Genomic DNA, 23,190 nt, shown 5'->3' on the forward strand with positions numbered 1-23,190 from the left:
CGACGCCCGAGCCGGTCGCGGACGAGCGCGGCGAGCGCCTCGCCGCCGGCGACGCCGGTCGGCCCGCCGAGCACGACCCGGGTGGGGTCGGCGACCGCCGCGACCACGTCGAGCAGCAGGGCCAGCCGGTCGGCCAGGGATTCCAGTGCCGCGTCGTTCCCCGGCAGCCGGGTGAGTGCGTCGGCGAGATCGGTGCCGCCGAGCAGCGCGCACACGGCCTTGCCGCCGAGCAGGTCGGTGAAGTCGTCCGCGTCGGGGGCCAGCGTCGCCGCCGAGCGGGGTACCTCGAGGTAGCCGATCTCGCCCGCCGACCCGGATGCGCCGCGCTGCACCACCCCTGCGACCTCCAGGCCGGCGCCCAGGCCCGTGCCGACCCACAGGTAGGCGAAGTCGGACGCGCCGGTGGCGGCGCCCTCGGCCATGGTGGCGAGGTTGACGTCGTTCTCCAGCACGACGCTCAGCCCCGTGCCCTTCTCGATCAGGGCACGGGCACCCCGCTCGGGCCAGCCCGGCAGCGTGTCGGTGAAGGAGAGCCGGTCGGCCTCGTCGTCGAACGCCGCCTGGACGCCGACGACCACCATGCTGACCGTGTCGCGGCCCACCCCTGCGGCGCGGGCCGCGGCCTCGACGGCGCGGACGACGTCGGTGGCGGGGGAGCGGACGGCGCCCTCGACCGGCAGCACCACCACAGGGTGGTCGCTGTCCGTCGGATCCACCAGGACGGCCTCGACGGCCTGGTCGAGGATGCTGATCGCGACCCCGGTGAGGCTGTCGGTGCGGACGCCGTAGGAGGTGGCGTTCGGCCCGCGCGCGCCGGTCACCTCCCCGACCGGGGCGATCAGGCCGGCCCGCTCCAGCCGGGCGATCATCTGGCCCGCGGTCGGCTTGGACGCGCCGGACAGCTCGCCCAACTGGGAGCGGCTCAGCGGTCCGTGCTCGAGCAGCAACCGGAACGCCGTCCGGTCGTTCTGGGTGGCCAGCCACGCCGGCGTCCCGGCCAGGTTCGTCACGCCGCGCCCCCTTCGGCCATCTCACTGCGCACCTCGTCGCGGAGTTGACCCAGGCGCTCCGGATCGGCCGCGGCCTCGCGCAGCCGGCGCGTGTAGTCGTGCTGCGGGTTGAGGATCACCTCGTCCGCCGGGCCCCGCTCGACGATGTCCCCCCGGTACATGACCAGGATCTCGTCGGAGAAGTGGCGGGCCGTGGCCAGGTCGTGGGTGATGTAGAGCACGCCCAGCCCGTCCGCGCGCTGCAGGTCGGCGAGCAGGTTCAGCACCCCCACCCGGATCGACACGTCGAGCATGGAGACCGGTTCGTCGGCGATGATGAACCGCGCGCCGGGAGCGAGGGCCCGTGCGATCGCGACCCGCTGCCGCTGGCCACCGGACAGTTCGTGCGGGCGCCGCTCGAGGTAGGCCGCGCCGAGCGCGACGCGCTCCAGCAGTTCGACGGCGGAGTCCCTGACCTGCGACGGTGTCAGGTCCGGATGGTGCAGCTGCAGCGGCCGCTCGATGTGGTGGGCGATCGAGTGGAACGGGTTCAGCGAGGCGAACGGGTCCTGGAAGACCATCTGGACCTGCCGGCGGTACGCCGCCTGGTTGCCGCGGAAGCGGGTGGCCGCCCCGTCCAGCAGGACCTCGCCGGAGGTGGGGATCTCCAGCTTGGCGATGATCCGTGCGATCGTCGACTTGCCCGATCCCGACTCGCCGACGAGGGCGACCGTGCGGCCGGGGGTCAAGGTGAACGAGACGTGGTTCACCGCACGCAGGGTGGAGAACTCCAGGCCGTTGCGCAGCCGGAAGTCCTTGACCAGGTCCCGCACCTCGAGGCTGTGCTCACTCACGGCCGGTCTCCTTCCCGGTGCGGTCAGTCTCGGCCGCCGCGTCGGCGCCCGCCCGGTCGCCGCCGTCCCGGCCGGGCGGGGCGAGGTCGTCCCCCGATCTGGTCCGGACGAAGCCGCCGCGCTCCCCGGTGAGGCTCGGGAAGCTGGACAGCAGCTGGCGCGTGTAGTCGTGCCGGGGGGAGCGGTAGATCTGCTCCGCGGTCCCGGTCTCGACGATCCGGCCCTCCCGCATGATCGCGATCCGGTCGCTGATCTCGATCAGCAGCGGCAGGTCGTGGGTGATGAAGATCACCGCGAAGCCGAGCCGTTCGCGCAGCCGCATGATCGCCCGGATGATGCCGCGCTGCACCAGCACGTCGAGGGCCGTCGTCGGCTCGTCCATGATCATCAGCTGCGGGTCGAGCGCGAGGGCCATCGCGATCATCACCCGCTGCCGCATGCCACCGCTCAGTTCGTGCGGGTAGGCCGACAGCCGCCGCGGGTCCACCCCGACCAGTTCGAGCAGTTCCGCGCAGCGGGCGTCCCGCTCGGCGCGTCCCATCCCCGGGCGGTGGGTGCCGAAGACGTCCGACAGCTGCGCCCGTACGGTCATCACGGGGTTCAGCGAGTTCATCGACCCCTGGAACACCATGGAGACCTTGTCCCAGCGGAACCGGCGCAGCGACTCCGCGTCCAGGCCGCCGACGTCGGTGTCCACGCCGGAGCGGTCGTGGAAGGTGACCCGTCCCGCGGTCATCACGGCCGGCGCCTTCAACAGCCGGTTCACCCCGTAGGCGAAGGTGGTCTTGCCGCAGCCCGACTCGCCGGCCAGCCCGAGGATCTCGCCGCGATGCAGGGTGAGCGACACGTCGCGAACCGCCTCCACCGGCGGGCTGACCTCGTAGGTGATCGAGACGTGCTCCGCCGTCAGGACGGGTTGGCTCGCCGGGGTGGTCATGCGAACGCACCTCCTCCGGCGACGCCCTTGCCGGCCCTGGTCGCCCTCCGCTGCTGGCGGGCGGCCTTCGGCGCGAGCCGCAGCTTCGGGTTGACGATCTCGTCGATGGCGAAGTTCACCAGCGAGAGTCCGGTGCCGAGCAGTGCGATCATCACGCCGGGCGGAACGAACCACCACCAGGCGTGGGAGCCGACGGCCTGCCCGGTCTGCGCATCGTTCAGCATCGTGCCGAGCGTGATCGAGTTCGTCGGGCCGAGACCGAGGTAGCTCAGCCCGGCCTCGCCGAGCACGGCCGCCATCACCCCGAAGATCAGCTGGGCTGCGATCAGCGGCACCAGGTTCGGCAGGATCTCCACGAAGATGATCCGCAGCCCCGACTCCCCGGCCACGCGGGCGGCGTACACGTACTCGCGCGTTCGCAGCGAGCGCGCGGAGGCCCGCAGCACCACGGCCGAACCCGCCCAGCCGGTGACGCCGAGGATCATCGCCACCAGGGTGGCGGAGCGCGCGAAGTCACCCAGCCCCTCGGTGTTCTGGACGTAGGCCGCGATCACCATCACCAGCGGCAGCCCGGGGATGACCAGCATGATGTTGGTCGCCAGCATCAGGACCTCGTCCAGCCAGCCGCCGAAGTAGCCGGCCAGGATGCCGAACACGATCGCCAGGAACATCGCCACCAGACCGCCGACCAGGCCGACGTACAGCGACTCGCGCGTCCCTGTGGCCAGCTGGGCGAACACGTCGTAGCCGAGCTTGGTCGTGCCCAGCCAGTGCTCGGCCGAGGGGGGCTGCAGACCCTTGTAGCCGGAGTCGCGCGGGTCGACGGTGACGAACGGTCCGACCAGCCCGAAGGCCACGATGACAACGACGATCACCAGGCCGACGCCGAGCTTGGCCGACCACTTCGGCATCAGGTAGCGCAGCCCCGCGAAACGGTCAGACATCCCCGAGCTCTCAGACATCGTTGCGCACCCTCGGGTCGATCAGGCCGTAGAGGAGGTCCATCAGGAAGTTGGCTGCGAGCACCGTGAGGGTGATCACGAGGAAGACCCCCTGCATCAGCGTGTAGTCCAGCCCCTGCACCGACTGGATCATCAGCTTCCCGATTCCTGGGTAGCTGAACACCTGCTCGGTCACGATCGATCCGGCCACCACGAACGCCAGCGCGATGCTGAAGCCCGCCAGCGAGGGGATGGCGGCGTTCCGCGCCGCGTAGCGGTCGCGGATGCGGGCGGGGGTGAGGCCCTTCGCCTCCGCGGTGAGCACGTAGTCCTCGCTCATCGTGGAGACCATCATGTTGCGCATGCCGAGCAGCCAGCCGCCGACCGAGCTGATCACGATCGTGAGCGCCGGCAGGAAGGCGTGCTGGAGGGCCGAGGCGAAGAACGTCCAGGTCTGCTCGGGTCCCGACGGGAAGTCGAACGGGTCGTACGCGCCGACGATCGGCAGCCAGCCGAGTTGGACGGCGAACACCGCGACCAGCACGAGGGCCAGCCAGAAGTAGGGGATGGACTGGAGCAGGGACGTGACGGGCACCAGCTGGTCCAGCCAGGTGCCCCGCTTCCAGCCCACCCAGGCGCCGCCGACGATGCCGAGGACGAACGAGATCACGGTCGCCGTCCCGACCATGAAGAGCGTCCACGGCAGGGCGTTGCCGATCAGCTCGACCACCGGGTACGGGTACCGGGTGGACGAGAGGCCGAGGTCGCCGTGCAGCAGGCGGCCCCAGTAGGCCAGGTACTGGTCCCACAGGGACGTGTCCTTGCCCGCGCCCAGCAGCGCGTAGATGTCCTGGATCACCTGCGGCGACAGCTCGCGTCCCCCGCTCGCGCGGCGGAGCTTGCCGATCATGATCGCGGCGGGATCGCCGGGCATCAACCTGGGCAGCAGGAAGTTCAGGGACACAGCTGCCCACACGGTGACGACGTAGAAGGCGATCCGCCGCAGGTAGAACTTCACGACATCCTCCCTGCGGCGGCCACTGTCACTGGACCGGCTTGAGGTTCAGCAGCACGATCGCCGGTGCCACAGAAAGATACGGCAGCGGATCGGCGTACAGGTTGTCATCGGTCGGCCAGCCGGTGAAGTTCTTCGTGTTGAAGAACGCCTGGGATGCGTTCAGCACCACCGGGATGTAGGGAAGGTCGGTGGCGATCTGGGCCTGGATCGTGGCGTAGGCGGTCTTCTTGGCCGCCGCGTCGTTGGTCGCCGCCGCCGCCTCGACCGCCGCATCCACGCTCGCGTTGGCGTAGCGGGCGTAGTTCTGGCCACGGGTCGGCGACGCGCCGACCTTCGCTGTCGACTTGCCGTAGAAGTACTGGTCGTAGTTGCTGAACGGGTCGGCGACGACCGACTGCGTCAGGCCGTACATGGCCAGCTGGAAGTCGCCGTCGGTGACCGGCGTCCAGTACTCGGCCTCGGAGACCGTCCGCGGGGTGATCTTGATGCCGGCCTTGCCGGCCTGCTCCGCGATCAGCTTGGCGGCGTCGTTGTAGTCGGTCCAGCCGTCGGGGGAGAACAGGTCGAGGCTGATCTCCTTGCCGCCCTTCCCGTAGTAGCCCTTGTCGTCCTTGGTGTAGCCGGCGGCCTCGAGGATCTGGCCGGCCTGCTCGACGTTGGCGGCCTGCGGGCTCTCCGACAGGCTGGCGTCGCTCAGCCACTGCTGGTCGCGCGGCAGCAGGACGAACGCGGGGTTGGCCTTGCCGACCAGGTTCACCCACGCCTTCTCCGCGAGCTGGCTGCGGTCGATCGCGACGTTGATGGCCTGCCGTACGGCCGGGTCGGTCTGGTCGCCCTTGCAGCCCAGCGACGCGTTCGCGCAGGTGATGATCGTGGTCGGGTCCTGCTGCTGGTTCATCGTGGAGATCGCCCCGGTGTTGGTGACATCGTCGGGGTTGGCGATGAACATGCCGGTCCAGTCGATCTGCCCGGTGCTGAGCAGGTCCTGGCCGGACTGGTTGGAGTCGATGCCGAGGAACTGGACGTTGGTGATCGGGACGGCGTCGCGGTAGTTCGGGTTGGCGCTGAAGGTGTAGGACGCGTCCGAGGTGGTCTTCACGACATAGGCGCCGGTGCCGACCGGGTTGTCGTTGGTCTCCTTCATGTAGTCGTCGACCTTCGACCAGACGTGCTCGGGCACGATCATCGTCGAGCCGAGCAGCTGGGACTCCGCGGTGAACTGCGGCGTGGAGTAGGTGAGCACCACGGTGGTGTCGTCGGTGGCCTTCGCCGAGAGCAGCTTGTCGGTCTTGTTCGGGCCGTAGCCGAGGGTGAACACCACGTCCTTCGCCGTGAACGGCTCGCCATCGCTCCACTTCACGCCGGACTTGACGGTGATCGTGACGGTCTTGCCGTCCGCGCTGTAGGAGAAGCTCTGGCCGAGCATGGGCACGGGGGCGTCGGAGGACAGCTGGTTGTAGAAGAACAGCGGCTCGTAGATCGGGCCGTAGGTGCCGTACAGCGCGGTGTCGACGTGGAACGGGTTGAAGTCGACCGTGATCGGGGTGGTGCTGCCGGCCCAGACCCGCAGGGTGGACTCCTTCGGCGCGGCGGTGCCGGCCGCCGTGGTCTGGGACGGTGCCGGGGACGTACAGCCCGCGAGGGCCAGGGACAGGGCCACCGCTGTGGCGGCCAGTGCCGACGGGATCTTCAACACGCTCGACTCCTCGCTGGAGAACGTTGCCGCGGCGGTGCGGCCCTAGCAGCAACATATCTGGAAAGGACCTAACTGGAAATAGTCCTTTCTGTTACGACTCGGTCACGATCCGCCGGCCGCCGCGCCCTCGGTAGGATCGCGCCGTGACGCAGACGGTGTTGGTGATCGGAACCGGAGGCCGCGAGCACGCGCTCGCCTGGGCGCTCGCGCGCGACCCGGAGGTGTCCGTCCACATCGCGCCGGGCAATCCGGGCACGGCGTCCGTGGGGACGAACCATGCGGTGGACCCGTTCGACGGCGACGCGGTGGCCGCGCTGGCGGCGGGGCTCGGTGCGGACCTGGTCGTGGTGGGCCCGGAGGCGCCCCTGGTCGCCGGGGTGGCGGATGCCGTCCGCGCCGCCGGGATCGCCGTGTTCGGCCCGTCCGCCGCCGCCGCCAGGCTGGAGGGCAGCAAGGCGTTCGCCAAGGAGATCATGGAGGCGGCCGGCGTCCCGACCGCCGACGCGCGACTGTGCCTGGACATGGGCGAGGTGGTCGCCGCCCTGGAGGAGTTCGGCCCGCCCTACGTGGTCAAGGACGACGGCCTCGCCGCGGGCAAGGGCGTGCTCGTCACCACCGACCGGGACGCGGCGATCCGGCACGCCGCCGGCTGCCGCACGGTGATCGTCGAGGAGTTCCTGGACGGGCCGGAGGTGAGCCTGTTCGCGCTCAGCGACGGCGAGCACGTGCTGCCCTTCGAACCCGCGCAGGACTTCAAGCGGGTCGGCGACGGCGACACCGGACCGAACACCGGTGGCATGGGGGCGTACACGCCGCTCCCGTGGGCGCCGGCCGGGCTGGTCGACGAGGTGGTGCGGACGGTGGTGCAGCCGACGGTGGACGAACTCCGCCGCCGCGGCACACCGTTCGTCGGGCTCGTCTACGCGGGGCTCGCCCTGACCTCCCGCGGCGTCCGGGTGGTCGAGTTCAACTGCCGCTTCGGCGATCCGGAGACCCAGCCGCTGCTGACCCGGCTGAGGACGCCGCTGTTCGAGGTGCTGCACGCGGCCGCCACCGGCAACCTGGCTGGTCACGCACCCCTGGAGTGGGGCAGCGGTGCCGCGGTCGGCGTGGTGGTGGCCGCCCAGGGCTACCCCTCTTCGCCGCGCCGGGGCGACCCGATCGGCGGCGCCGAGGCCGAGGGCGTCTTCCACGCCGGGACCGCGCGGGACGCGTCCGGCCGGCTGGTCAGCGCGGGCGGGCGCGTCCTGACCGTCGTCGGCTCCGGCGACACCCTCGCTCAGGCCCGCGACGCCGCGTACGCGAAAGTCGCGGCGATCACCCTCCCCGGCGGCTTCCACCGCACCGACATCGCGCTGACGGCGGCCCAGGCCGGGGACGGTTCCTCACTCGGTCCGGCCGCGGGGTGGACCGAGAGAGGAACCGTCCCCGATTCGGTCCAGGAGGGTGCGCGATGATCCCGGACGTGCTGGCGACGCGGTACGCCTCCGTCGCGATGCGGCGGATCTGGTCGCCGGAGGCGAAGATCGTCGCCGAGCGCCAGCTGTGGCTCGCCGTGCTGCGGGCCCAGGCCGAACTGGGCGTCGACTTCGGCGGCGACGACCCGGACGCCGTGATCGCCGACTACGCCCGCGTCGTCGACCGGGTCGACCTCGCGTCCATCGACGCCAGGGAGCGGATCACCCGGCACGACGTGAAGGCGCGGATCGAGGAGTTCAACGCGCTGGCCGGCCACGAGCACGTGCACAAGGGCATGACGTCCCGCGACCTCACCGAGAACATCGAGCAGCGCCAGCTGCTGAGCTCGCTCGAACTCGTCCGCGAGCGGATCGTCACCGTGCTGGTGAACCTGTCCCGGCTGGCCGTGCAGTACCGCGACCTCCCGATGGCCGGACGCTCCCACAACGTCGCCGCGCAGACCACCACGCTGGGCAAGCGGTTCGCGTCCGCCGCCGACGAGTTGCTGGTCGCCTTCGACCGGGTGGACGAGTTGATCCGGCGTTACCCGGCGCGGGGTGTCAAGGGCCCGATGGGTACCGCGCAGGACATGCTGGACCTCCTCGACGGGGACGCGGGGAAGCTCGCCCGGCTCGAACGGACGGTGGCCGACCACCTCGGGTTCGGCGGTGTCCTCACCTCGACGGGCCAGGTGTACCCGCGCTCGCTCGACTACGACGTGCTGACCGCGTTCGTTCAGGTGGCGGCAGCTCCGTCCAGCCTCGCCACCACCATTCGGCTGATGGCCGGCCAGGAGCTCGTCACCGAGGGATTCAAGGAGGGTCAGGTCGGGTCGTCGGCGATGCCGCACAAGATGAACACCCGCTCGTGCGAGCGGGTGAACGGCCTGACCGTGATCCTGCGCGGCTACGCGGCCATGGCCGGCGAGCTGGCCGGCAACCAGTGGAACGAGGGCGACGTGTCGTGCTCGGTGGTCCGCAGGGTCGCGCTGCCGGATGCGAGCTACGCCCTCGACGGCCTGTTCGAGACGTTCCTGACCGTGCTGGACGAGTTCGGTGCGTTCCCCGCGGTGATCGAAGCCGAGCTGCAGCGGTTCCTGCCCTTCCTCACCACGACGAAGGTGCTGATGGCCGCCGTCCGCAACGGCGTCGGACGCGAGGCGGCGCACGAGGCGATCAAGGAGCACGCGGTGTCCGTCGCGCTGGCGATGCGGCAGGGCTCGGCGACGAACGACCTGTACGACCGGCTCGCCGCCGACCCGCGGCTGGGACTCACGCGCGAGCAGCTGGACACGGTGGTCGTCGACCCGCTCGAGCTCACCGGCTCGGCGCGCGACCAGGTGGACCGGATCGCCGCCAGGGTGGCCGAACTCGCCGCGCGGTATCCCGAGGGAGCGGCCTACGCCCCGGGGTCCGTGCTCTGAGCCGGGCCGCCGGTAGTCTGGGCACGGGTCCTTGTCCCACCGATCCAGGCAGGCGGCGATGCAGCACAGCAGGTCTCTCACCTCTCTGGGCGCGGCCGCGCTCGCGGTCGTCCTGGGCGGGTGCGTCCTGCTCAGCCCCGGCAGCGTGACCTCGCCGTCGGCCGGCGCCACCGTCGTGCCCACGTCCCCGCCGCCGTCCGCGACGCCCACCCCGAGTACCAGCACGAGCGCGCCCCCGGCGCTCGGGCCCAAGGGGTACGGGACGCTGACCCTGCGGATGACCAAGGCGAAGGCGAGAGCGACCGGCCTGGCCACCGGGATCACGGGCAGGAAGGGCAGCTGCGGCGCGAGCTCGGACGGCCGACTCGTCGGCGCGCAGCCGAGGGACACCGACGACCTGGCGGGCAAGCTCTTCTTCTCCGAGAACACCGGCACGCTCGTCATCATCGGGGCGATGCCGGGTCTCGCCACGCCCGAAGGCATCCAGCTCGGCAGCAGCACGGCCCAGGTGAAGGCCGCCTACCCGAAGTGGAACGGCGACAAGAAGGGCATGAACGGCGTCGGGTACGTGCTGGCGCCCGGCAGCAGGACGTCGTACTACCGGATCGCCGTCCTGGACGGTGGCGTCACCGAACTCACCCTGCAGGACGTCGACCAGGACTGCGCCGAGTAACCGGCCCCCCGGACGCGCCGGTGGTCACTGCCAGCGGCGACCGGTGAGCAGGCTGAGCAGATGGTCGATGACCTCGGTGCCCATCCGCAGGCCATTGTGCTCGTACCCGCTGGTCACCCAGGTGCGGCAGTCGGGCAGCAACGCCGCGGTCTCCATCGAGTAGCCGTACGGGACGTAGGCGTCGCCGTGGTAGACCGCGGCCGCCACCGGTACGTCGGCGCGGGCGAGACGGTCGGGGAAGTAGAGCTGGTTCCACTCGTGCTCCGCGAGGAGGTCGGCGACCTCGGCGAACCCGGCGAGGTCGGAGTCCTCGGCGAACAGGCTGCGGTGCAGGTGCTCGCCGCCGAGCAGGGTGACGTCCTCACGGACGCGGTCCGGCATCGTCCGGTCGCCCGCCCAGCGGGTGGCCACACCGTCGGCGTAGCTCGACTCGTGGATCACCGCGTAGAGCGGATTGCGTCCCTCGAACGGCAGCGAGGCGGCCAGGTCGTGCCGGAACCCCGCCGAGGTGTGGTCCAGCCCGAGCAGGTAGTGCAGCCGTTCGGCCCCCGGCTGGGTGCCGAGCAGGTGGCCGACCGTCCGGAACCGGTCGACCGAGACGGCGTCGCCGTTCGGCAGCACGACCTCGCCCCTCCCGCACAGCATGCTCAGCTCCCGCACGCGCTCGCGGTCGGCGGGGAAGCGGCGGTAGTAGGCCTCGGACTTTTCGATCATGATCTGCCAGGTGGTGGCGTAGACGTCCTCGATGGGGTGCTGGACGGCGCTCAACCCGCCCGTGAGCAGGGCGCCGGCCAGCGATTCGGGGTGGACGCTGAGGTAGTGCAGTGTGGTGAACCCGCCGAAGGACTGGCCCAGGACGGTCCACTGCCTCGCGCCCAGGAACTCCCGGACGAGCTCGGCGTCGTTGACGATCTCGTCGGCGCGCAGGTGGGTGAGATAGTCGGCCTGGCCGCGAGCGTCGAGACCGGCCAGCGGCGCCTGCGCGGGCGAGGAGATCGGGGTGGAGCGTCCCGTGCCGCGCTGGTCGAGCATCACGACCTGGTAGTCGGCGAGCACCCGGCCCAGCCACGGCGGGTTCATCGGGACCAGCGTGGGGCGCGGCGCCTCGTGCCCCGGTCCGCCCTGCAGGAACACGAGGTAGGGCTTGCCGCCCCCGTCCTCGCCGGTCACGACGCGGGCGAACACCTCGATCGTCCCCGCGGCGGGGTCGGCGTGGTTCAGCGGGGCGTCGATGGTGAGGCTGGTCAGGGTCAGTCCGGGCAGGTGTTCGGTGGTCGTAGGCACAAGGCTCAGGCTAGGGGAGTCTGTACGACCCCGTGACCACCCGACGGCCCCTGAACCGAGAGGCCGAAGCCGCCGCGCCGGCTGGTCGAGCCTGCCGAGGCCGCGCTAGCCCACCCAGACCCGGGCGTTGCGGAACATCCGCAGCCACGGGCTCGGGTCCTCCAGGGGGGCGGTGGTCCAGGACAGCTGGGCGTTGCGGGCCACCCGCTCGGGGTGCGGCATCATCGCGGTGAACCGGCCGTCGGGCGTCGTGACGGCGGTCAGGCCGTCGGGGGAGCCGTTCGGGTTCGCCGGGTAGGCAGACGCGGGCGTCCCGTCCGCGTGCACGAACCGGGCGGCGCGGACGACCACGGCCTCGTCTCCCTGGCCGGAGAAGTCGGCCAGGCCCTCACCGTGCGCGACGGCGATCGGGGCGAGGGTGCCGGCCATCCCGGCGAAGAACACCGACGGGGAGTCGAGCACCTCGACCAGGGACAGCCGGGCCTCGAACTGCTCGGACCGGTTGCGGGTGAACCGCGGCCAGGCCTGCGCGCCGGGGATGATCGCGGCCAGCGCCCCGAACATCTGGCAGCCGTTGCAGATGCCCAGCCCGAAGGTGTCCGGACGCGCGAAGAAGGTGCCGAACTCCTCGGTCAGTCGCTCGTTGAACAGCACCGACCGCGCCCAGCCCTCGCCCGCGCCGAGCGTGTCGCCGTAGGAGAAGCCGCCACAGGCGACCAGCCCGACGGCGTCGGCCAGGTCGAAGCGGCCGGACTGCAGGTCGGTCATGTGCACGTCCCAGGCCTCGAAGCCCGCCCGGGCGAAGGCGTGGGCGGTCTCGACGTGGCTGTTCACGCCCTGCTCGCGCAGGACCACGACCTTCGGTCGCACGCCGGAGGCGATGTAGGGCGCGGCGACGTCCTCGGTGACCTCGAAGCTGGGCCGCACGACGAGCGCGGGCGGCTCCAGGCCGAACGCCGCGTGCTCGGAGTCCGCGCACTCCGGGTTGTCGCGCAGGGCGGAGATCCGCCACGACACCTCGTCCCACGCCTGCGCGAGGTCGACCAGGTCCTCGTCGAGCAACGCCTCCCCGGCCACGCTGACCCGCACCCGACGGTCCTCGCCGGTCTGGCCGACGATCCGGGCGAGCGAGCCCAGGCCGTGCGCGTCCAGGACTGCGAAGACGTCGTCGACGTCCTGATCGGCCACCCCCAGCACGACGCCGAGCTCCTCGCTGAACAGCGCCTCGATCCCCGCCACGTCCACGTCGACGCCGGTGCCACCCGCGAAAGCCATCTCGCAGACCGTCGCCCACAGGCCGCCGTCGGACCGGTCGTGGTAGGCGGTGACCAACTCGGTGTTGCGCGGAATTGCACCGTCAATGCCCGGATCGGCCGGATGGGGGCCCGAATCGATGATCGAGTGTGCAATTCCTCCCCACCGCAGATCGGTGAGGGCTGCGGCCAGGGCAACCACGCGTCCGGGGTCGTCGAGGTCGGGCACGACGTCCCCGAACTGGCCGGTGACCTGGGCCAGCATCGAGCCGCCGAGGCGGTCGGCGCCCGCGCCGAGGTCGACGAGGACGAGCGTCGAGTCGGGGCGCAGTTGCGGCGTCCACGTGCCTTCGACCGAGTCCAGGGACGCGAAGGCCGACACCACGAGCGAGACCGGGCTGGTCACCTGGCGGGTCTCGCCGGAGGTGTCCGTCCACCGGGTGCGCATCGACAGGGAGTCCTTACCGACGGGGATCGAGATGCCCAGCGCGGGGCACAGTTCCATCGCGACGGCGCGGACGGTGTCGTACAGCGCGGCGTCCTCGCCCTCCTCGCCGCAGGCGGCCATCCAGTTGGCCGACAGCTTCACGCGGGGGAGTTCGACGGGCGCGGCGAGCAGGTTGGTCAGCGCCTCGCCAACCGCCATCCGGCCGGACGACGGGGCGTCGAGCGCGGCGAGTGGCATCCGTTCGCCGGAGGCCATCGCCTGGCCGGCCAGCCCGTCGTGGTCGCTGAGCGTCACCGCGACGTCGGCCACGGGGACCTGCCACGGCCCGACCATCTGGTCGCGGTGGTTCAGCCCCCCGACCGTGCGGTCGCCGATCGTGATCAGGAACCGCTTGGACGCCACCGAGGGGTGCCGCAGGATCGCGTAGGCCGCCTCGCGCACGTCCACGCCGGCCAGGTCGACCGGCGGCGCGGAGCGGGCGACGCGGGTGACGTCGCGGGTCATCCGCGGCGGCTTGCCGAGGAGCACATCCATCGGCATGTCGATCGGACGGTCCTCGCCGTCCGTGTCCTCGGTGCCGGGGGCAAGGATCAGTTCGCCGCCGTCCCTCGCCACGCCCACCACGGCGAAGGGGCAGCGCTCGCGCTCGCAGAGGGCGGCGAAGCGGGGCAGCGAGTCCGGCGCGATGGCCAGCACGTAGCGCTCCTGGCTCTCGTTGCTCCAGACCTCCTTGGGCGCCAGCCCCGACTCCTCGACCGGCACGGCGGTGAGGTCGAAGCGGGCGCCGAGGCCGGCGCCGTCGACGAGCTCGGGGAAGGCATTGGACAGGCCGCCGGCGCCGACGTCGTGGATCGAGAGGATCGGGTTGTCCGCGCCGAGCAGCCAGCAGTGGTTGATGACCTCCTGGCAGCGGCGCTGGATCTCGGGGTTGCCGCGCTGGACGGAGTCGAAGTCGAGCTCGGCCGCGTTGGTGCCGGAGGCCATGGACGATGCCGCGCCGCCGCCCATGCCGATCCGCATGCCGGGTCCGCCGAGCTGGATCAGCAGGGTGCCGGGCGCGAAGTCGATCTTGGCGGTCTGGGAGGCGCTGATCGAGCCGAGGCCGCCGGCGCTCATGATCGGCTTGTGGTAGCCGCGGCGGATCCCGTCCACGGTCTGCTCCCAGACCCGGAAGAAGCCGCCGAGTCCTGGCCGGCCGAACTCGTTGTTGAAGGCTGCGGCGCCGAGCGGACCGGCGGTCATGATCTCCAGCGGGGTGGAGATGTGGTCAGGGGCGCCGTAGGCGTCGCGCTCCCAGGGCTCGTCGGTGCCGGGCAGGTGCAGGTTGGAGACGGCGAAGCCGGTCAGGCCGGCCTTCGGGGCGGACCCGCGCCCGGTGGCGCCCTCGTCGCGGATCTCGCCGCCGGAACCTGTGGCAGCGCCGGGGAATGGGCTGATCGCGGTGGGGTGGTTGTGGGTCTCGACCTTCATCAGGACGTGCACGTCGTCCTCGCGTGCGCTGTAGGGGCTGGGCCCGTCGGCGTCCTGCGGCGCCCAGCGCCGGATCCGGGCGCCCTCCATGATCGAGGAGTTGTCCGAGTAGGCGACGACCGTGTGCTGCCCCGCGACCGCCTCGGTGTGCCGGATCATCGCGAACAGGGAGCGCTCCTGGGGAATGCCGTCGACGACGAAGTCGGCGTTGAAGATCTTGTGCCGGCAGTGCTCGGAGTTGGCCTGGGCGAACATCATCAGTTCGACGTCGGTGGGATTGCGGCGCAGGGTGGTGAAGGCGTCCACCAGGTAGTCGATCTCGTCCTCGCTGAGGGCGAGGCCGAAAGTGGTGTTGGCCTCGACGATGGCGTCCCGCCCACGTCCGATCACGTCGACCCGTGCCATGGGCTCGGCCTCGCGCTCGTCGAACAGGGCGGCGGACGCCTCGAGATCGCCGAACGCGGTCTCGGTCATCCGGTCGTGGAGGAGGCCGGCGCAGGAGGCGAGACCGTCGCCGCCGAGGGGGGCGTCGGCCGCGATCGTGTACTCGGTGACCCGCTCGACCCGGTGGATCGGCACGCCGCAGCTGTGGGCGATGTCGGTGGCCTTGGACGCCCAGGGCGAGAGGGTGCCGAGCCGCGGCGCGACGACGAGGGAGGCGGTGTGCGGTGCGTCGGGGGCGGGTCCGGCGGGCGGGCCGTAGCTGAGCAGGCGGCGGACGGTGTCGGTGGTGGCCGCGTCGAGCGCATCGGTGGAGGCGACCCAGTGGACGTGGCGGGCGGTCACTCCGGTGACGCCGGGGGCGAGGTCCTGCAGCCGGCGGACGAGCGCGGCGGCCCGGAAGGCCGACAACGCGTTCCCGCCGCCGAAGCTGGTCAGGACGAACGCGTGCGAGCGGGGCATGGCACCTCCGGGACGACAGGACGGGCGGCGGGAACAGGCTATCCGCCCCGGGAGATCCCGGCCCGGCGCTCGACGACGCCGAGACGCCCGCTCCGTGCCGGGCCCGCGAAGAACGTGTCGAGCGTCGACCTCACCAGGCCCATCCTGCCCGCACCCCGTAACCTGCAGGCGTGCCGTCGAGGTTCCAGGTCATTCCCGCCGCGTACGTGCTCTTCGTGCGACGGAGGGACGGCGTGAGCGAGATCCTGCTGCAGTTGCGTTCCGGCACCGGCTACATGGACGGCTATTGGGCGACGGCGGCGGCTGGGCACGTCGAACCGGGTGAGTCGGTGGTCGACGCCGCGGTCCGGGAGGCCGCCGAGGAACTGGGGGTGTGGGACCTGGTGCTGCGACCGCTGTGCGCGATGCATCGTCGCCAGGGATCCGACCCGGTCGGCCAGCGCGTGGACTACTTCCTCCTCGCCGAGAGCTGGAAGGGCGAGCCGGCCATCCAGGAGCCGGCCAAGTGCGCCGACCTGCGCTGGTACGACCTCGCTTCGCTGCCCGACCGGGTCGTCCCCCACGAGTCGTACGTGTTCTCGCGCTACGCGCAGGGCGGTCTCGAACCGATCGTCAGCTACGGTTTCGACTCCCGCGCGTAGCGACAGTGGCGCGGCAACCCGAACACCATCCAAGCGAGTCGGCGCCGGTCTGCAACGGACGCGGCCCGCGGCGACTCCTTCTAGTGTGGAGGTCGTGGACGGGGCACGCGCGCAGGCGGCTGTCGGGGACGGCGGCCACCCGCCCTTCGAGGCCTACGTCCGGGAGCGCTCCGAGGGCCTGGTCCGGCTGGCCTGGCTGGTCACGCGCAACGGCGACGATGCCCGCGACGCTGTGCAGGACGCCCTGGCGGCGCTCTATCCGCGCTGGGCGCGGCTGCCCGACGGCGCGCGTCTGGAGGCGTACGTGTCGCGCAGCGTGGTGAACGCATGCCTTGCGGTGCTGCGCCATCGTCGCGCCGACCCGGTGGCCGACCCGAGCCTGCTGGTCAGCCCTCCGATCGGCGTGGACCACGCGGGTCGAGTGGTTGAGGCGGATCGGGTGTGGCGATGGTGCGGGGAGCTGCCTGCGGTGCAGCGGGCCGCTGTGGTGCTGCGGTTCTACCGGGATCTGGACTATGCCGACATCGCGCCCGTGCTGGGTTGCAGGGAGGCCACAGCGAGGTCGCACGTGCACCGCGCGGTCGCCGCGATGCGAGCGAGGGCGAGGGCAGAGGAGGACCGGGCCGATGGATGAGTTCGAGCAGGAGATCCGGGACAGCCTGCAGCGGGCCGGTGAGGTGGCGCTCGCCGTGGCGCCGCTGGACCCCGACGAGATCGCGAGTTCGCCGGCGAGGCGGGGCGCTCGGCCACCGTGGGGCGGCTCGGTGCGTCCGTGGATCGCTGCGGCGGCAGCGGTCGCGCTGCTGGCCGGGACGCTGGGCGTCGTGGTGTGGCTGGGGGGTGGCCGGGCGGTGCCCGCGGTGCCGGCACCGGCCGCGACGGTGGCTGGGTCCGGCGGCCGGGTGGTGGTCGAGCTGTACTCCGGACGCGAGAACCCCGAGGTCGCCCTCGACGCGGGGGTCGCGGACGAGCTGTACCTGATGCTCGCCGACCAGGAGGCGGCAGGGCTGCTGGAGCCCGGCGATGCCCCGACTCCCGGTCTGGGGTTCGGGGGGCTCGTCGTGGTGCCGGCCGACTCGTCCCGTCCCTCGCTGCGGGTGCTGCCGACCGCCGTCTACCTCGATCGGGGCGGACGCCCTTCGCGCCTGGACGACCCCGATGGGGCCTTCTACTCGCGGGTCTACGACGCGGTCGGCCCGCTCCTCGACGAGGAGGTGCGGCGCGTGCTGCCCGACACCGATCCGGCGATCCCCGATGTCACGGCAACGATCCCGCCCCAGCGTGGTGCCACGGCGACCTGGGTGGTCGCCGAGCCGCAGAAGCTCGCGGCGGGCTCGACGACGGTCGTCCTTGCGGTGACCCGGCTGGAATGCTCGGGTGGCAAGACCGGCGACCTGCTCGAGCCCTCGGTGTCGATGGGCGCGGATGAGGTGATCATCCGCGTCGACGCCGCGCCGCTCGGCGCCGGCTCACGGACCTGCCCGGGCAACGACGCCGTCGAGGTTGCCGTAGGGCTCCCGGAGCCTCTCGGAGATCGTCGGCTGGTGGACGCCGCGTGCCTGGAAGGCGATGCCGTCCGCACCTCCGAGTGCGCGACCGGTGCCGTCCGCTGGAAGCCGTGATGCGCACCATGACGGTGCTGCGGAGCCGGCACGGCGACGCCACCAGCGATCGGTCCGCGCTCCCCGTCCGGTCGGGCCCGGTCCGGTCCAGCACGCGTCCGATCGTACGAGCGGAGACCTGCCGGCTCCCGTCCACGGCAGCGGGGGCGCCCGGCCGCTGAGCCGCGAGCTCCCACGTGTGCGGACGCGGGGCCACGTTAGGCTGACCGCGTGCTCGATGCCCCCATTCACTCCGGCAAGGTCCGGCGCCTGTACGCGTGGCCGGACGACCGCATCCTGATGGTCGCCACGGACGCGATCTCCGCGTTCGATCACGTGCTGGCCACCCCGATCCCCGACAAGGGCGCCGTGCTGACCCAGCTCTCGCTGTGGTGGTTCGACCAGCTCGCGGACCTCATCCCCAACCACGTCGTCTCCACCGACGTCCCGGACGAGGTCGCCGGCCGGGCGATCATCGTCGAGAAGCTGGACATGGTGCCCGTGGAGTGCGTGGCCCGCGGCTACCTCACCGGCTCCGGCTGGGTCGAATACCAGCAGTCCCGCTCGGTCTGCGGCGTCCCCCTGCCCGACGGACTGGTCGACGGCTCGAAGCTCCCCGCGCCGATCTTCACCCCCGCCATCAAGGCCCCGATGGGCGAGCACGACGAGAACGTCGACTTCGCCACCATCACCCACCTCCACGGCGAGGATCTGGCCGCTCGCCTGCGCGACGCCACCCTCGCCGTGTACGCCAGGGCTGCCGACCTCGCCGCCGGGCGGGGGATCATCCTCGCCGACACGAAGTTCGAGTTCGGCCTGCGCCCCGACGGGACGCTCGTCCTCGCCGACGAGGTGCTCACCCCCGATTCCTCGCGGTTCTGGGACGCGGCCGCGTGGCAGCCGGGGAAGAGCCTGCCCAGCTTCGACAAGCAGTTCGTCCGGGACTGGCTCTCCCACGAGTCCGGCTGGGACCGGGTCTCGACCCCACCCGCGCTGCCGGACGCGGTCGTCGCCGCAACCAGGGACCGGTACCTCGAGGCGTTCCGCCGGCTCACCGGCTCGGAGTTCGTCCCCGCCTGAGCGCCCCGACGAGCCGTCCGGCTCCGCGTCCCGCCCCGCTGGTTCCTTGCGAGGAGTGGGAGACGATCGACTACAGCTCGGCGCGCGCCACCAGTGCGGCCAGCGGGCTGTCCTCGCCCAGGTTGGCCAGCAGCGCCGCCCCGTGCAGGGCGTTGCCGAGCGGCTCGGCGAGGGCCAGGTCCGGCCACTGCATGCGCAGGTAGCTGGTGAACCGCTCGCGGACGTGGGTGGAGCGCAACACCTGGCCGAGCGCGCACACCCGCGGGGGCTCGGCGCCCATCAGTTCCACCCGACGCAGACCGGCGAAGACCGACTCGCTCAGCTCCGCCGCTGCCGCGTCCATGATCCCCGCCGCCACCGGGTCGGAGTCGGCGAGGTCGTCGACGACCCTGGCGAAGTCGGCGATGCGGCTCACCTTCCTGCCGTCCGACTGCAACTCGACATACGCGGCCGTCAGGTCGGGGAACAGCCGCTGCAGGCGGCCGGTGAGCGGTGTCAGCCGACCGCGGCCGTCGAAGCCGCGCATCGCCGCGTCCATCCCGGCCCTGCCGATCCAGTAGGCGCTGCCCGCGTCCCCGATCAGGTACCCCCAGCCGTCCACCCGGGCCACGGACGTCGCCCCGACGGCCAGCGTGACGGCGCCGGTGCCGGCGGCGATCACGGCGCCCGATGCGTCGCCGAGCGCCCCGAGGTAGCTCGTCGTGGCGTCGTGGGCGACCGCGACCTCACGGATCCCGTGGCGTGACACCAGGCCGAGCAGCTCGGCGGCCTCCGGCGTGACCAGTCCGGACGTGCCCACGCCGACCACGGTCGGGGAGAGCCGGTGCCCGGTCACGAAGTCGCCGATCGCCGCAGCCAGCTGCGGCATGAGCGGACGGTCGGTCAGTACCCCGGGCGCGCCGCCCTCCAGCCGTTCCTGGCCGTGCTCCCAGCGCAGTCGGATTCCCGTCTGGCCGGCATCGAGCGCCAACAATCCACTCACGAGGGGACAGCCTAATCAGCGGCGGCCGACGAAGTGGTCCATGGTGTGATTCACGCCGAAGAAGTCCACGACCGCGTCGAACGCCCGCGTCGGCAGCGCCCGCAGCACGGGAAGCGTCCGCACCAGCGGCGGCATCACCAGCAACGGACGGTCCCGTTCGACCGCGTCCAGCACCCGCGCGGCCACGTCGGCCTCCTTCAGGATCGGCAGCAGCCGCGGGAACCTCGTCCGGACACCGGCGAACATGCCGGTATCGATGTAGAACGGCGCCACGGCCAGGGTGCCGACCCCGGTGCCCCGCAGCTCCGCGCGCAGCGACTCCGTGAAGCCGATCGCCGCCCACTTGCTGGCCGAGTAGTCGGTCTGGCGGGCCACTCCGACGAGTCCGGCGGCGCTGGCGATCGTCACGACCGTGCCGCTGCCGCGCTCCAGCATGCCCGGCAGGAAGGCCCGGGTGGTCCAGTACAGGGCGAGCGTGTTCACCTCGAAGGTACGCCGGATCTGTGCCTCGCTCGCCTCCAGCAGCCGTTCGCCGGAGACGACACCCGCGCAGTTGACCAGGACGTCCACCGGCTCCGTCGCGCGAGCGGCCCCGGCGACCGCGCGGGCGTCGGTGACGTCGACGACCTGGTGGGACGCGGCCGCTCCGACCCGCTCCGCCGTGGAGCGCCCGGCGGCCTCGTCGCGGTCCCAGACGACGATCCGCGAGCCACGGCCGGCTGCCTGCACGGCGAGCTGGCGGCCCACGCCGCTGCCGCCTCCGGTGACCAGCAGGGTGGCTCCGTCGAGGTTCATCGCCCCATCATGGCAGGCGGTTCAGCACGCTCACGGCCCTGGTCATCAGCGTCGCGTAGCCGGCGTTGTCGAGACCGCCGAACGGCGCGATCGGGAGCAGTCGCTGCTCGGCGACCGTCTGCGGCTCGGTGTACTTCAGCAACCCCTGGCTGCCATGGCGCCGCCCGATCCCCGACTCGCCCGCCCCGCCCATCGACGCGGCGTGCGAGCCCCACGCGGCCGCGTAACCCTCGTTCACGTTCACCGTGCCGACCGCCAGCCGCGCGGCGACCGCAGGGCCGCGGCGGGCCGACCAGACGCTCGCGTTCAGCCCGTAGCGGGAATCGTTGGCCCGCGCCACCGCCTCGTCCTCGGAGGCGACGCGGTACAGGGCGAGCACCGGCCCGAAGGTCTCCTCCCTGCACAGCGCCATGTCCTCGGTGACGCCGGTGAGCACGGTGGGTTCGTAGAAGAACGGCCCCAGGTCGGGACGGGCCCGGCCTCCGGCCAGCACCGTCGCGCCCCCGGCCACCGCGTCCTCGACGTGGGCGGTGACCTTTTCCAGCTGAGCGGCGGAGGCGAGCGAGCCGATGTCGACTGCCCAGTCGTAGCCGGCGCCCAGCCGCAGCCGGGACACCTGCGCGAGCAGTTCGCGGACGTAGCCGTCGTACACCGCGGACTCCACGTAGGCGCGTTCGATCGAGATGCACAACTGCCCGGTGTTGGCGAAGGCGGCGCGGACGGTGCCGGCAGCCGCGGCCGCGATGTCCGCGTCGGCGAGGACGATCAGCGGGTTCTTGCCGCCGAGTTCGGCGGAGAAGCCGATCAGCCGGTCCGCGCACTGCGCGGCGAGCACGCGTCCGGTCTTCGTGGACCCGGTGAACATCAGGTAGTCCACCTCGGCGATCAGCGCGGGGCCGAGCGCGCGACCGGCTCCGGGCAGCACCTGCAGCAGCCCGTCGGGCAGCCCGGCTGCGGCGAACAGTTCCGCGGCCAGCAGGGCGGTGAACGGCGACTGCGAGTCGGGCTTGAGCAGGACGGCATTGCCGGCCAGGAGCGCGTGCGCCGTGTCGGTCACCGGCAGCGTGAACGGATAGTTCCACGGGGTGATGATGCCCACCAGTCCGACCGGACGCTGGTGCTCCACCGTCCGGGTGAGCAGAGGGATCGCTCCCGGTCGCCGTACCGGGCGCAGGAGCCGCGGTGCGGCCCGCGCGAAGACGCGGACGGCGCGGGCCGCGTCCGCCACCTCCTCGAACGCGCTCAGCCGCGCCTTGCCGGTCTCGGACTGGATGGTGTCGAGGATCCGGTCGCGTTCGGCGAGGATCAGCCCGGCCAGCCGGGTGAGCACGCGGGCACGCTCGCGGACGGGGACGCGCTCCCACACCGCCCGGGCCTGCCTGGCCCTGGCAGCCGCGGCCGGCACAGCCTCGGGGTCGGTGGCAGCGAGGATGCCGTGCACGGCGCCGTCGAACGGGCGGCGGACCCGCAGCGGGACGGTCGACGTCGATGTCATGGCGCACACGCTACGCGGGAGACACACGCCTCGAGCGGTGGTGACGGCGGAGCACCCGGTCCCTAGATTGGGCGCGTGGTCGACGGCACAGCGAAACACGACCGCGGGCTCGGGCGGATCGATCCGGTCCGGGTCCGCGAGCACATGGTGGACGTCAACGACGGCATCCTGGCCACCGCGGGCTTCGCGGAAGGGCTTCTGGGCGCCGGCCTGCCGAGCTCGCAGGTGTACGGGATCATCGCGATCTCCGCCGTGGCCGGTGCCGTCGGCGTGGCGGGTGCCAAGTTCGGCGAGGTGTCCTCCACCCGCGAGGCCGAGCTGGAGCTGATCGCGGAGGAGCGGCGCCTGCTCGCGCTGAGCCCGGAGGAGGAGCGGACAGAGCTCATCGAGCACTACCTGGCGAAGGGCCTGTCACCCGACACCGCCGAACGGGTGGCGGACGAGTTGACCATCGCCGACGCGCTGTCCGCGCAGCTGGAGACCGAGTACGGCATCCGGGAGCTCACCACCCGCTGGGACCCCTGGCTCGACGCACTGTGGTCCGGTCTGGGCTTCCTGGTCGGCGCGGCCGTGCCGCTCGGAGTGGCGTTGCTGATCCCCGGCGCATGGATGGACGAGTTGCTCATCCTCGCCGTCCTGATCTCGCTGGTCGTGACCGGGTTCCTGCTCTCCCGGCTCGGGCACACCAGGGTGGTGGCGACGCTGCTCCGTTCGGTCCTGATCGGCCTGGCGAGCCTGGGTGCCAGCTACCTGCTGGGCGGCTGGATCGGCTGAATGGTTCGCTGGGGGCTCACCCTGATGGTTCCCGGGACTCGGCGGCGAACGCTGGGCGGGCCCGCGCTCGCTGCCTAGGGTGGGGGTCATGGAACCGACCAGCAGCAACCCGTCCGGGGAGAAGGACGCCGTCGAACCGATCGAGCCCGCCGCCGCGGACGCCACAGTCGCAGCGACGCCCGCGGACCCGGTGACGAGGACCGCGCCCGTCGAGGCCGCACCCGTCGAGAGCGCACCCGTCGAGCCTGCGACCGTGGAGCCGGTTCCCGTCGAGCCGGCGACACCGAGTGCCCTCACCCTGGCGGAGGCGGACGCGCCCGCGCCCGCGGCCCCGGATCTCGGCGCGGTCGACTCCCTCGCCGCCCGGTCCGGCCAGGCGACCAACCTCGACCTTCCCGACCTGCAGCTGCCCTATCCGGTCGCGGCCGCGTCGACCCGCCCGGCGGCCCCGGCACCGACCCCGGAGCCGGCGAGC

The 23,190-nt window shown here is 72.1% G+C and carries 18 protein-coding genes and 2 pseudogenes; 9 read left to right on the plus strand and 11 right to left on the minus strand.

Going from position 1 to position 23,190, the window contains the following annotated elements:
• The 6 genes from QM633_RS10985 to QM633_RS11010 form a co-directional block, all read right to left on the minus strand.
• Window positions 1-1,010, minus strand: a 1,010-nt coding sequence (locus QM633_RS10985; protein WP_415153800.1) for an ROK family transcriptional regulator, incomplete at its 3' end; no start/stop codon positions are given.
• Window positions 1,007-1,843, minus strand: coding sequence for an ABC transporter ATP-binding protein (locus tag QM633_RS10990; protein ID WP_415153801.1), 837 nt, complete (start codon window positions 1,841-1,843; stop codon window positions 1,007-1,009). The genes QM633_RS10990 and QM633_RS10985, both read right to left, overlap by 4 nt.
• Window positions 1,836-2,780 (minus strand): ABC transporter ATP-binding protein, encoded by a 945-nt coding sequence (locus tag QM633_RS10995; RefSeq protein WP_415153802.1) that lies wholly within the window; start codon window positions 2,778-2,780, stop codon window positions 1,836-1,838. The genes QM633_RS10990 and QM633_RS10995 overlap by 8 nt, the downstream gene beginning before the upstream one ends.
• Complete coding sequence (locus QM633_RS11000) at window positions 2,777-3,724, minus strand: ABC transporter permease (protein WP_415153803.1); 948 nt, start codon at window positions 3,722-3,724, stop codon at window positions 2,777-2,779. Before QM633_RS11000 ends, QM633_RS10995 begins: the two co-directional genes overlap by 4 nt.
• A gap of 10 nt (window positions 3,725-3,734) precedes the next feature.
• Window positions 3,735-4,739, minus strand: coding sequence for an ABC transporter permease (locus QM633_RS11005; protein ID WP_415153804.1), 1,005 nt, complete (start codon window positions 4,737-4,739; stop codon window positions 3,735-3,737).
• 25 nt (window positions 4,740-4,764) lie between these two features.
• On the minus strand, window positions 4,765-6,435 hold the full coding sequence (locus QM633_RS11010; protein WP_415153805.1) for an ABC transporter substrate-binding protein: 1,671 nt from the start codon (window positions 6,433-6,435) through the stop codon (window positions 4,765-4,767).
• Window positions 6,436-6,578: 143 nt separating this feature from the next.
• Between QM633_RS11010 and purD the strand changes: the two genes are divergently transcribed.
• The 3 genes from purD to QM633_RS11025 are packed head-to-tail and all read left to right on the plus strand — an operon-like array spanning window position 6,579 to window position 9,989.
• Window positions 6,579-7,892, plus strand: coding sequence for a phosphoribosylamine--glycine ligase (gene purD / locus QM633_RS11015; RefSeq protein ID WP_415153806.1), 1,314 nt, complete (start codon window positions 6,579-6,581; stop codon window positions 7,890-7,892).
• The gene (purB, locus tag QM633_RS11020; protein WP_415153807.1) at window positions 7,889-9,316 is read left to right on the plus strand and encodes an adenylosuccinate lyase; all 1,428 of its coding nucleotides are present in this window, start codon (window positions 7,889-7,891) and stop codon (window positions 9,314-9,316) included. The genes purD and purB overlap by 4 nt, the downstream gene beginning before the upstream one ends.
• A gap of 58 nt (window positions 9,317-9,374) precedes the next feature.
• Entirely contained in the window at window positions 9,375-9,989 is a 615-nt protein-coding gene (locus tag QM633_RS11025) for a hypothetical protein (protein ID WP_415153808.1), read from the plus strand.
• A gap of 24 nt (window positions 9,990-10,013) precedes the next feature.
• Here the strand turns inward: QM633_RS11025 and QM633_RS11030 are convergent, their stop codons facing one another.
• Together QM633_RS11030 and purL are read right to left on the minus strand one after the other, a co-directional pair.
• Window positions 10,014-11,273, minus strand: coding sequence for an alpha/beta fold hydrolase (locus QM633_RS11030; RefSeq protein ID WP_415153809.1), 1,260 nt, complete (start codon window positions 11,271-11,273; stop codon window positions 10,014-10,016).
• Window positions 11,274-11,378: 105 nt separating this feature from the next.
• On the minus strand, window positions 11,379-15,347 hold the full coding sequence (gene purL / locus QM633_RS11035) for a phosphoribosylformylglycinamidine synthase (protein WP_415153810.1): 3,969 nt from the start codon (window positions 15,345-15,347) through the stop codon (window positions 11,379-11,381).
• Between the two features lie 170 nt (window positions 15,348-15,517).
• Between purL and QM633_RS11040 the strand changes: the two genes are divergently transcribed.
• The 4 genes and pseudogenes from QM633_RS11040 to QM633_RS11055 all read left to right on the plus strand — a co-directional run.
• Window positions 15,518-15,988 carry an NUDIX domain-containing protein gene (locus QM633_RS11040; protein ID WP_415153811.1) on the plus strand — a complete coding sequence of 157 codons (471 nt, stop codon included), beginning with the start codon at window positions 15,518-15,520 and terminating at the stop codon, window positions 15,986-15,988.
• A gap of 94 nt (window positions 15,989-16,082) precedes the next feature.
• A complete protein-coding gene (locus QM633_RS11045) occupies window positions 16,083-16,622 on the plus strand; it encodes a sigma-70 family RNA polymerase sigma factor (protein ID WP_415153812.1) in 540 nt (179 codons plus the stop codon).
• A complete protein-coding gene (locus QM633_RS11050) occupies window positions 16,615-17,610 on the plus strand; it encodes a hypothetical protein (protein WP_415153813.1) in 996 nt (331 codons plus the stop codon). The genes QM633_RS11045 and QM633_RS11050 overlap by 8 nt, the downstream gene beginning before the upstream one ends.
• Before the next feature lie 210 nt (window positions 17,611-17,820).
• Window positions 17,821-18,648 (plus strand): annotated as a pseudogene (locus QM633_RS11055) (phosphoribosylaminoimidazolesuccinocarboxamide synthase); the annotation flags it as partial.
• Between the two features lie 91 nt (window positions 18,649-18,739).
• Here QM633_RS11055 and QM633_RS11060 read toward each other — a convergent pair.
• Genes QM633_RS11060 through QM633_RS11070 form a run of 3 tightly spaced genes read right to left on the minus strand, consistent with a single transcriptional unit; the run spans window position 18,740 to window position 21,941 of the window.
• A complete protein-coding gene (locus QM633_RS11060) occupies window positions 18,740-19,651 on the minus strand; it encodes an N-acetylglucosamine kinase (RefSeq protein WP_415153814.1) in 912 nt (303 codons plus the stop codon).
• A gap of 15 nt (window positions 19,652-19,666) precedes the next feature.
• Entirely contained in the window at window positions 19,667-20,446 is a 780-nt protein-coding gene (locus tag QM633_RS11065; RefSeq protein ID WP_415153815.1) for an SDR family oxidoreductase, read from the minus strand.
• A gap of 7 nt (window positions 20,447-20,453) precedes the next feature.
• Window positions 20,454-21,941, minus strand: coding sequence for a succinic semialdehyde dehydrogenase (locus QM633_RS11070; protein ID WP_415153816.1), 1,488 nt, complete (start codon window positions 21,939-21,941; stop codon window positions 20,454-20,456).
• Window positions 21,942-22,016: 75 nt separating this feature from the next.
• On the opposite strand from QM633_RS11070, the gene QM633_RS11075 reads away from it, so the two are divergent.
• Window positions 22,017-22,715 (plus strand): VIT1/CCC1 transporter family protein, encoded by a 699-nt coding sequence (locus QM633_RS11075; protein WP_415153817.1) that lies wholly within the window; start codon window positions 22,017-22,019, stop codon window positions 22,713-22,715.
• Window positions 22,716-22,803: 88 nt separating this feature from the next.
• Window positions 22,804-23,190, plus strand: a pseudogene (locus tag QM633_RS11080) (hypothetical protein); the annotation flags it as partial.

This window comes from Propionicimonas sp., assembly GCF_047606205.1.
GTDB lineage: Bacteria > Actinomycetota > Actinomycetes > Propionibacteriales > Propionibacteriaceae > Propionicimonas.

What these genes read in the sequence shown, in the direction of transcription:
- QM633_RS10995 (WP_415153802.1), bottom strand. Translation starts at nt 2,780, where the DNA reads ATGACCACCCCGGCGAGCCAACCCGTCCTGACGGCGGAGCACGTCTCG.
- QM633_RS11000 (WP_415153803.1), bottom strand. Translation starts at nt 3,724, where the DNA reads ATGTCTGACCGTTTCGCGGGGCTGCGCTACCTGATGCCGAAGTGGTCG.
- purB (WP_415153807.1), top strand. Translation starts at nt 7,889, where the DNA reads ATGATCCCGGACGTGCTGGCGACGCGGTACGCCTCCGTCGCGATGCGG.
- QM633_RS11025 (WP_415153808.1), top strand. Translation starts at nt 9,375, where the DNA reads ATGCAGCACAGCAGGTCTCTCACCTCTCTGGGCGCGGCCGCGCTCGCG.
- purL (WP_415153810.1), bottom strand. Translation starts at nt 15,347, where the DNA reads ATGCCCCGCTCGCACGCGTTCGTCCTGACCAGCTTCGGCGGCGGGAAC.
- QM633_RS11050 (WP_415153813.1), top strand. Translation starts at nt 16,615, where the DNA reads ATGGATGAGTTCGAGCAGGAGATCCGGGACAGCCTGCAGCGGGCCGGT.
- QM633_RS11065 (WP_415153815.1), bottom strand. Translation starts at nt 20,446, where the DNA reads ATGAACCTCGACGGAGCCACCCTGCTGGTCACCGGAGGCGGCAGCGGC.
- QM633_RS11070 (WP_415153816.1), bottom strand. Translation starts at nt 21,941, where the DNA reads ATGACATCGACGTCGACCGTCCCGCTGCGGGTCCGCCGCCCGTTCGAC.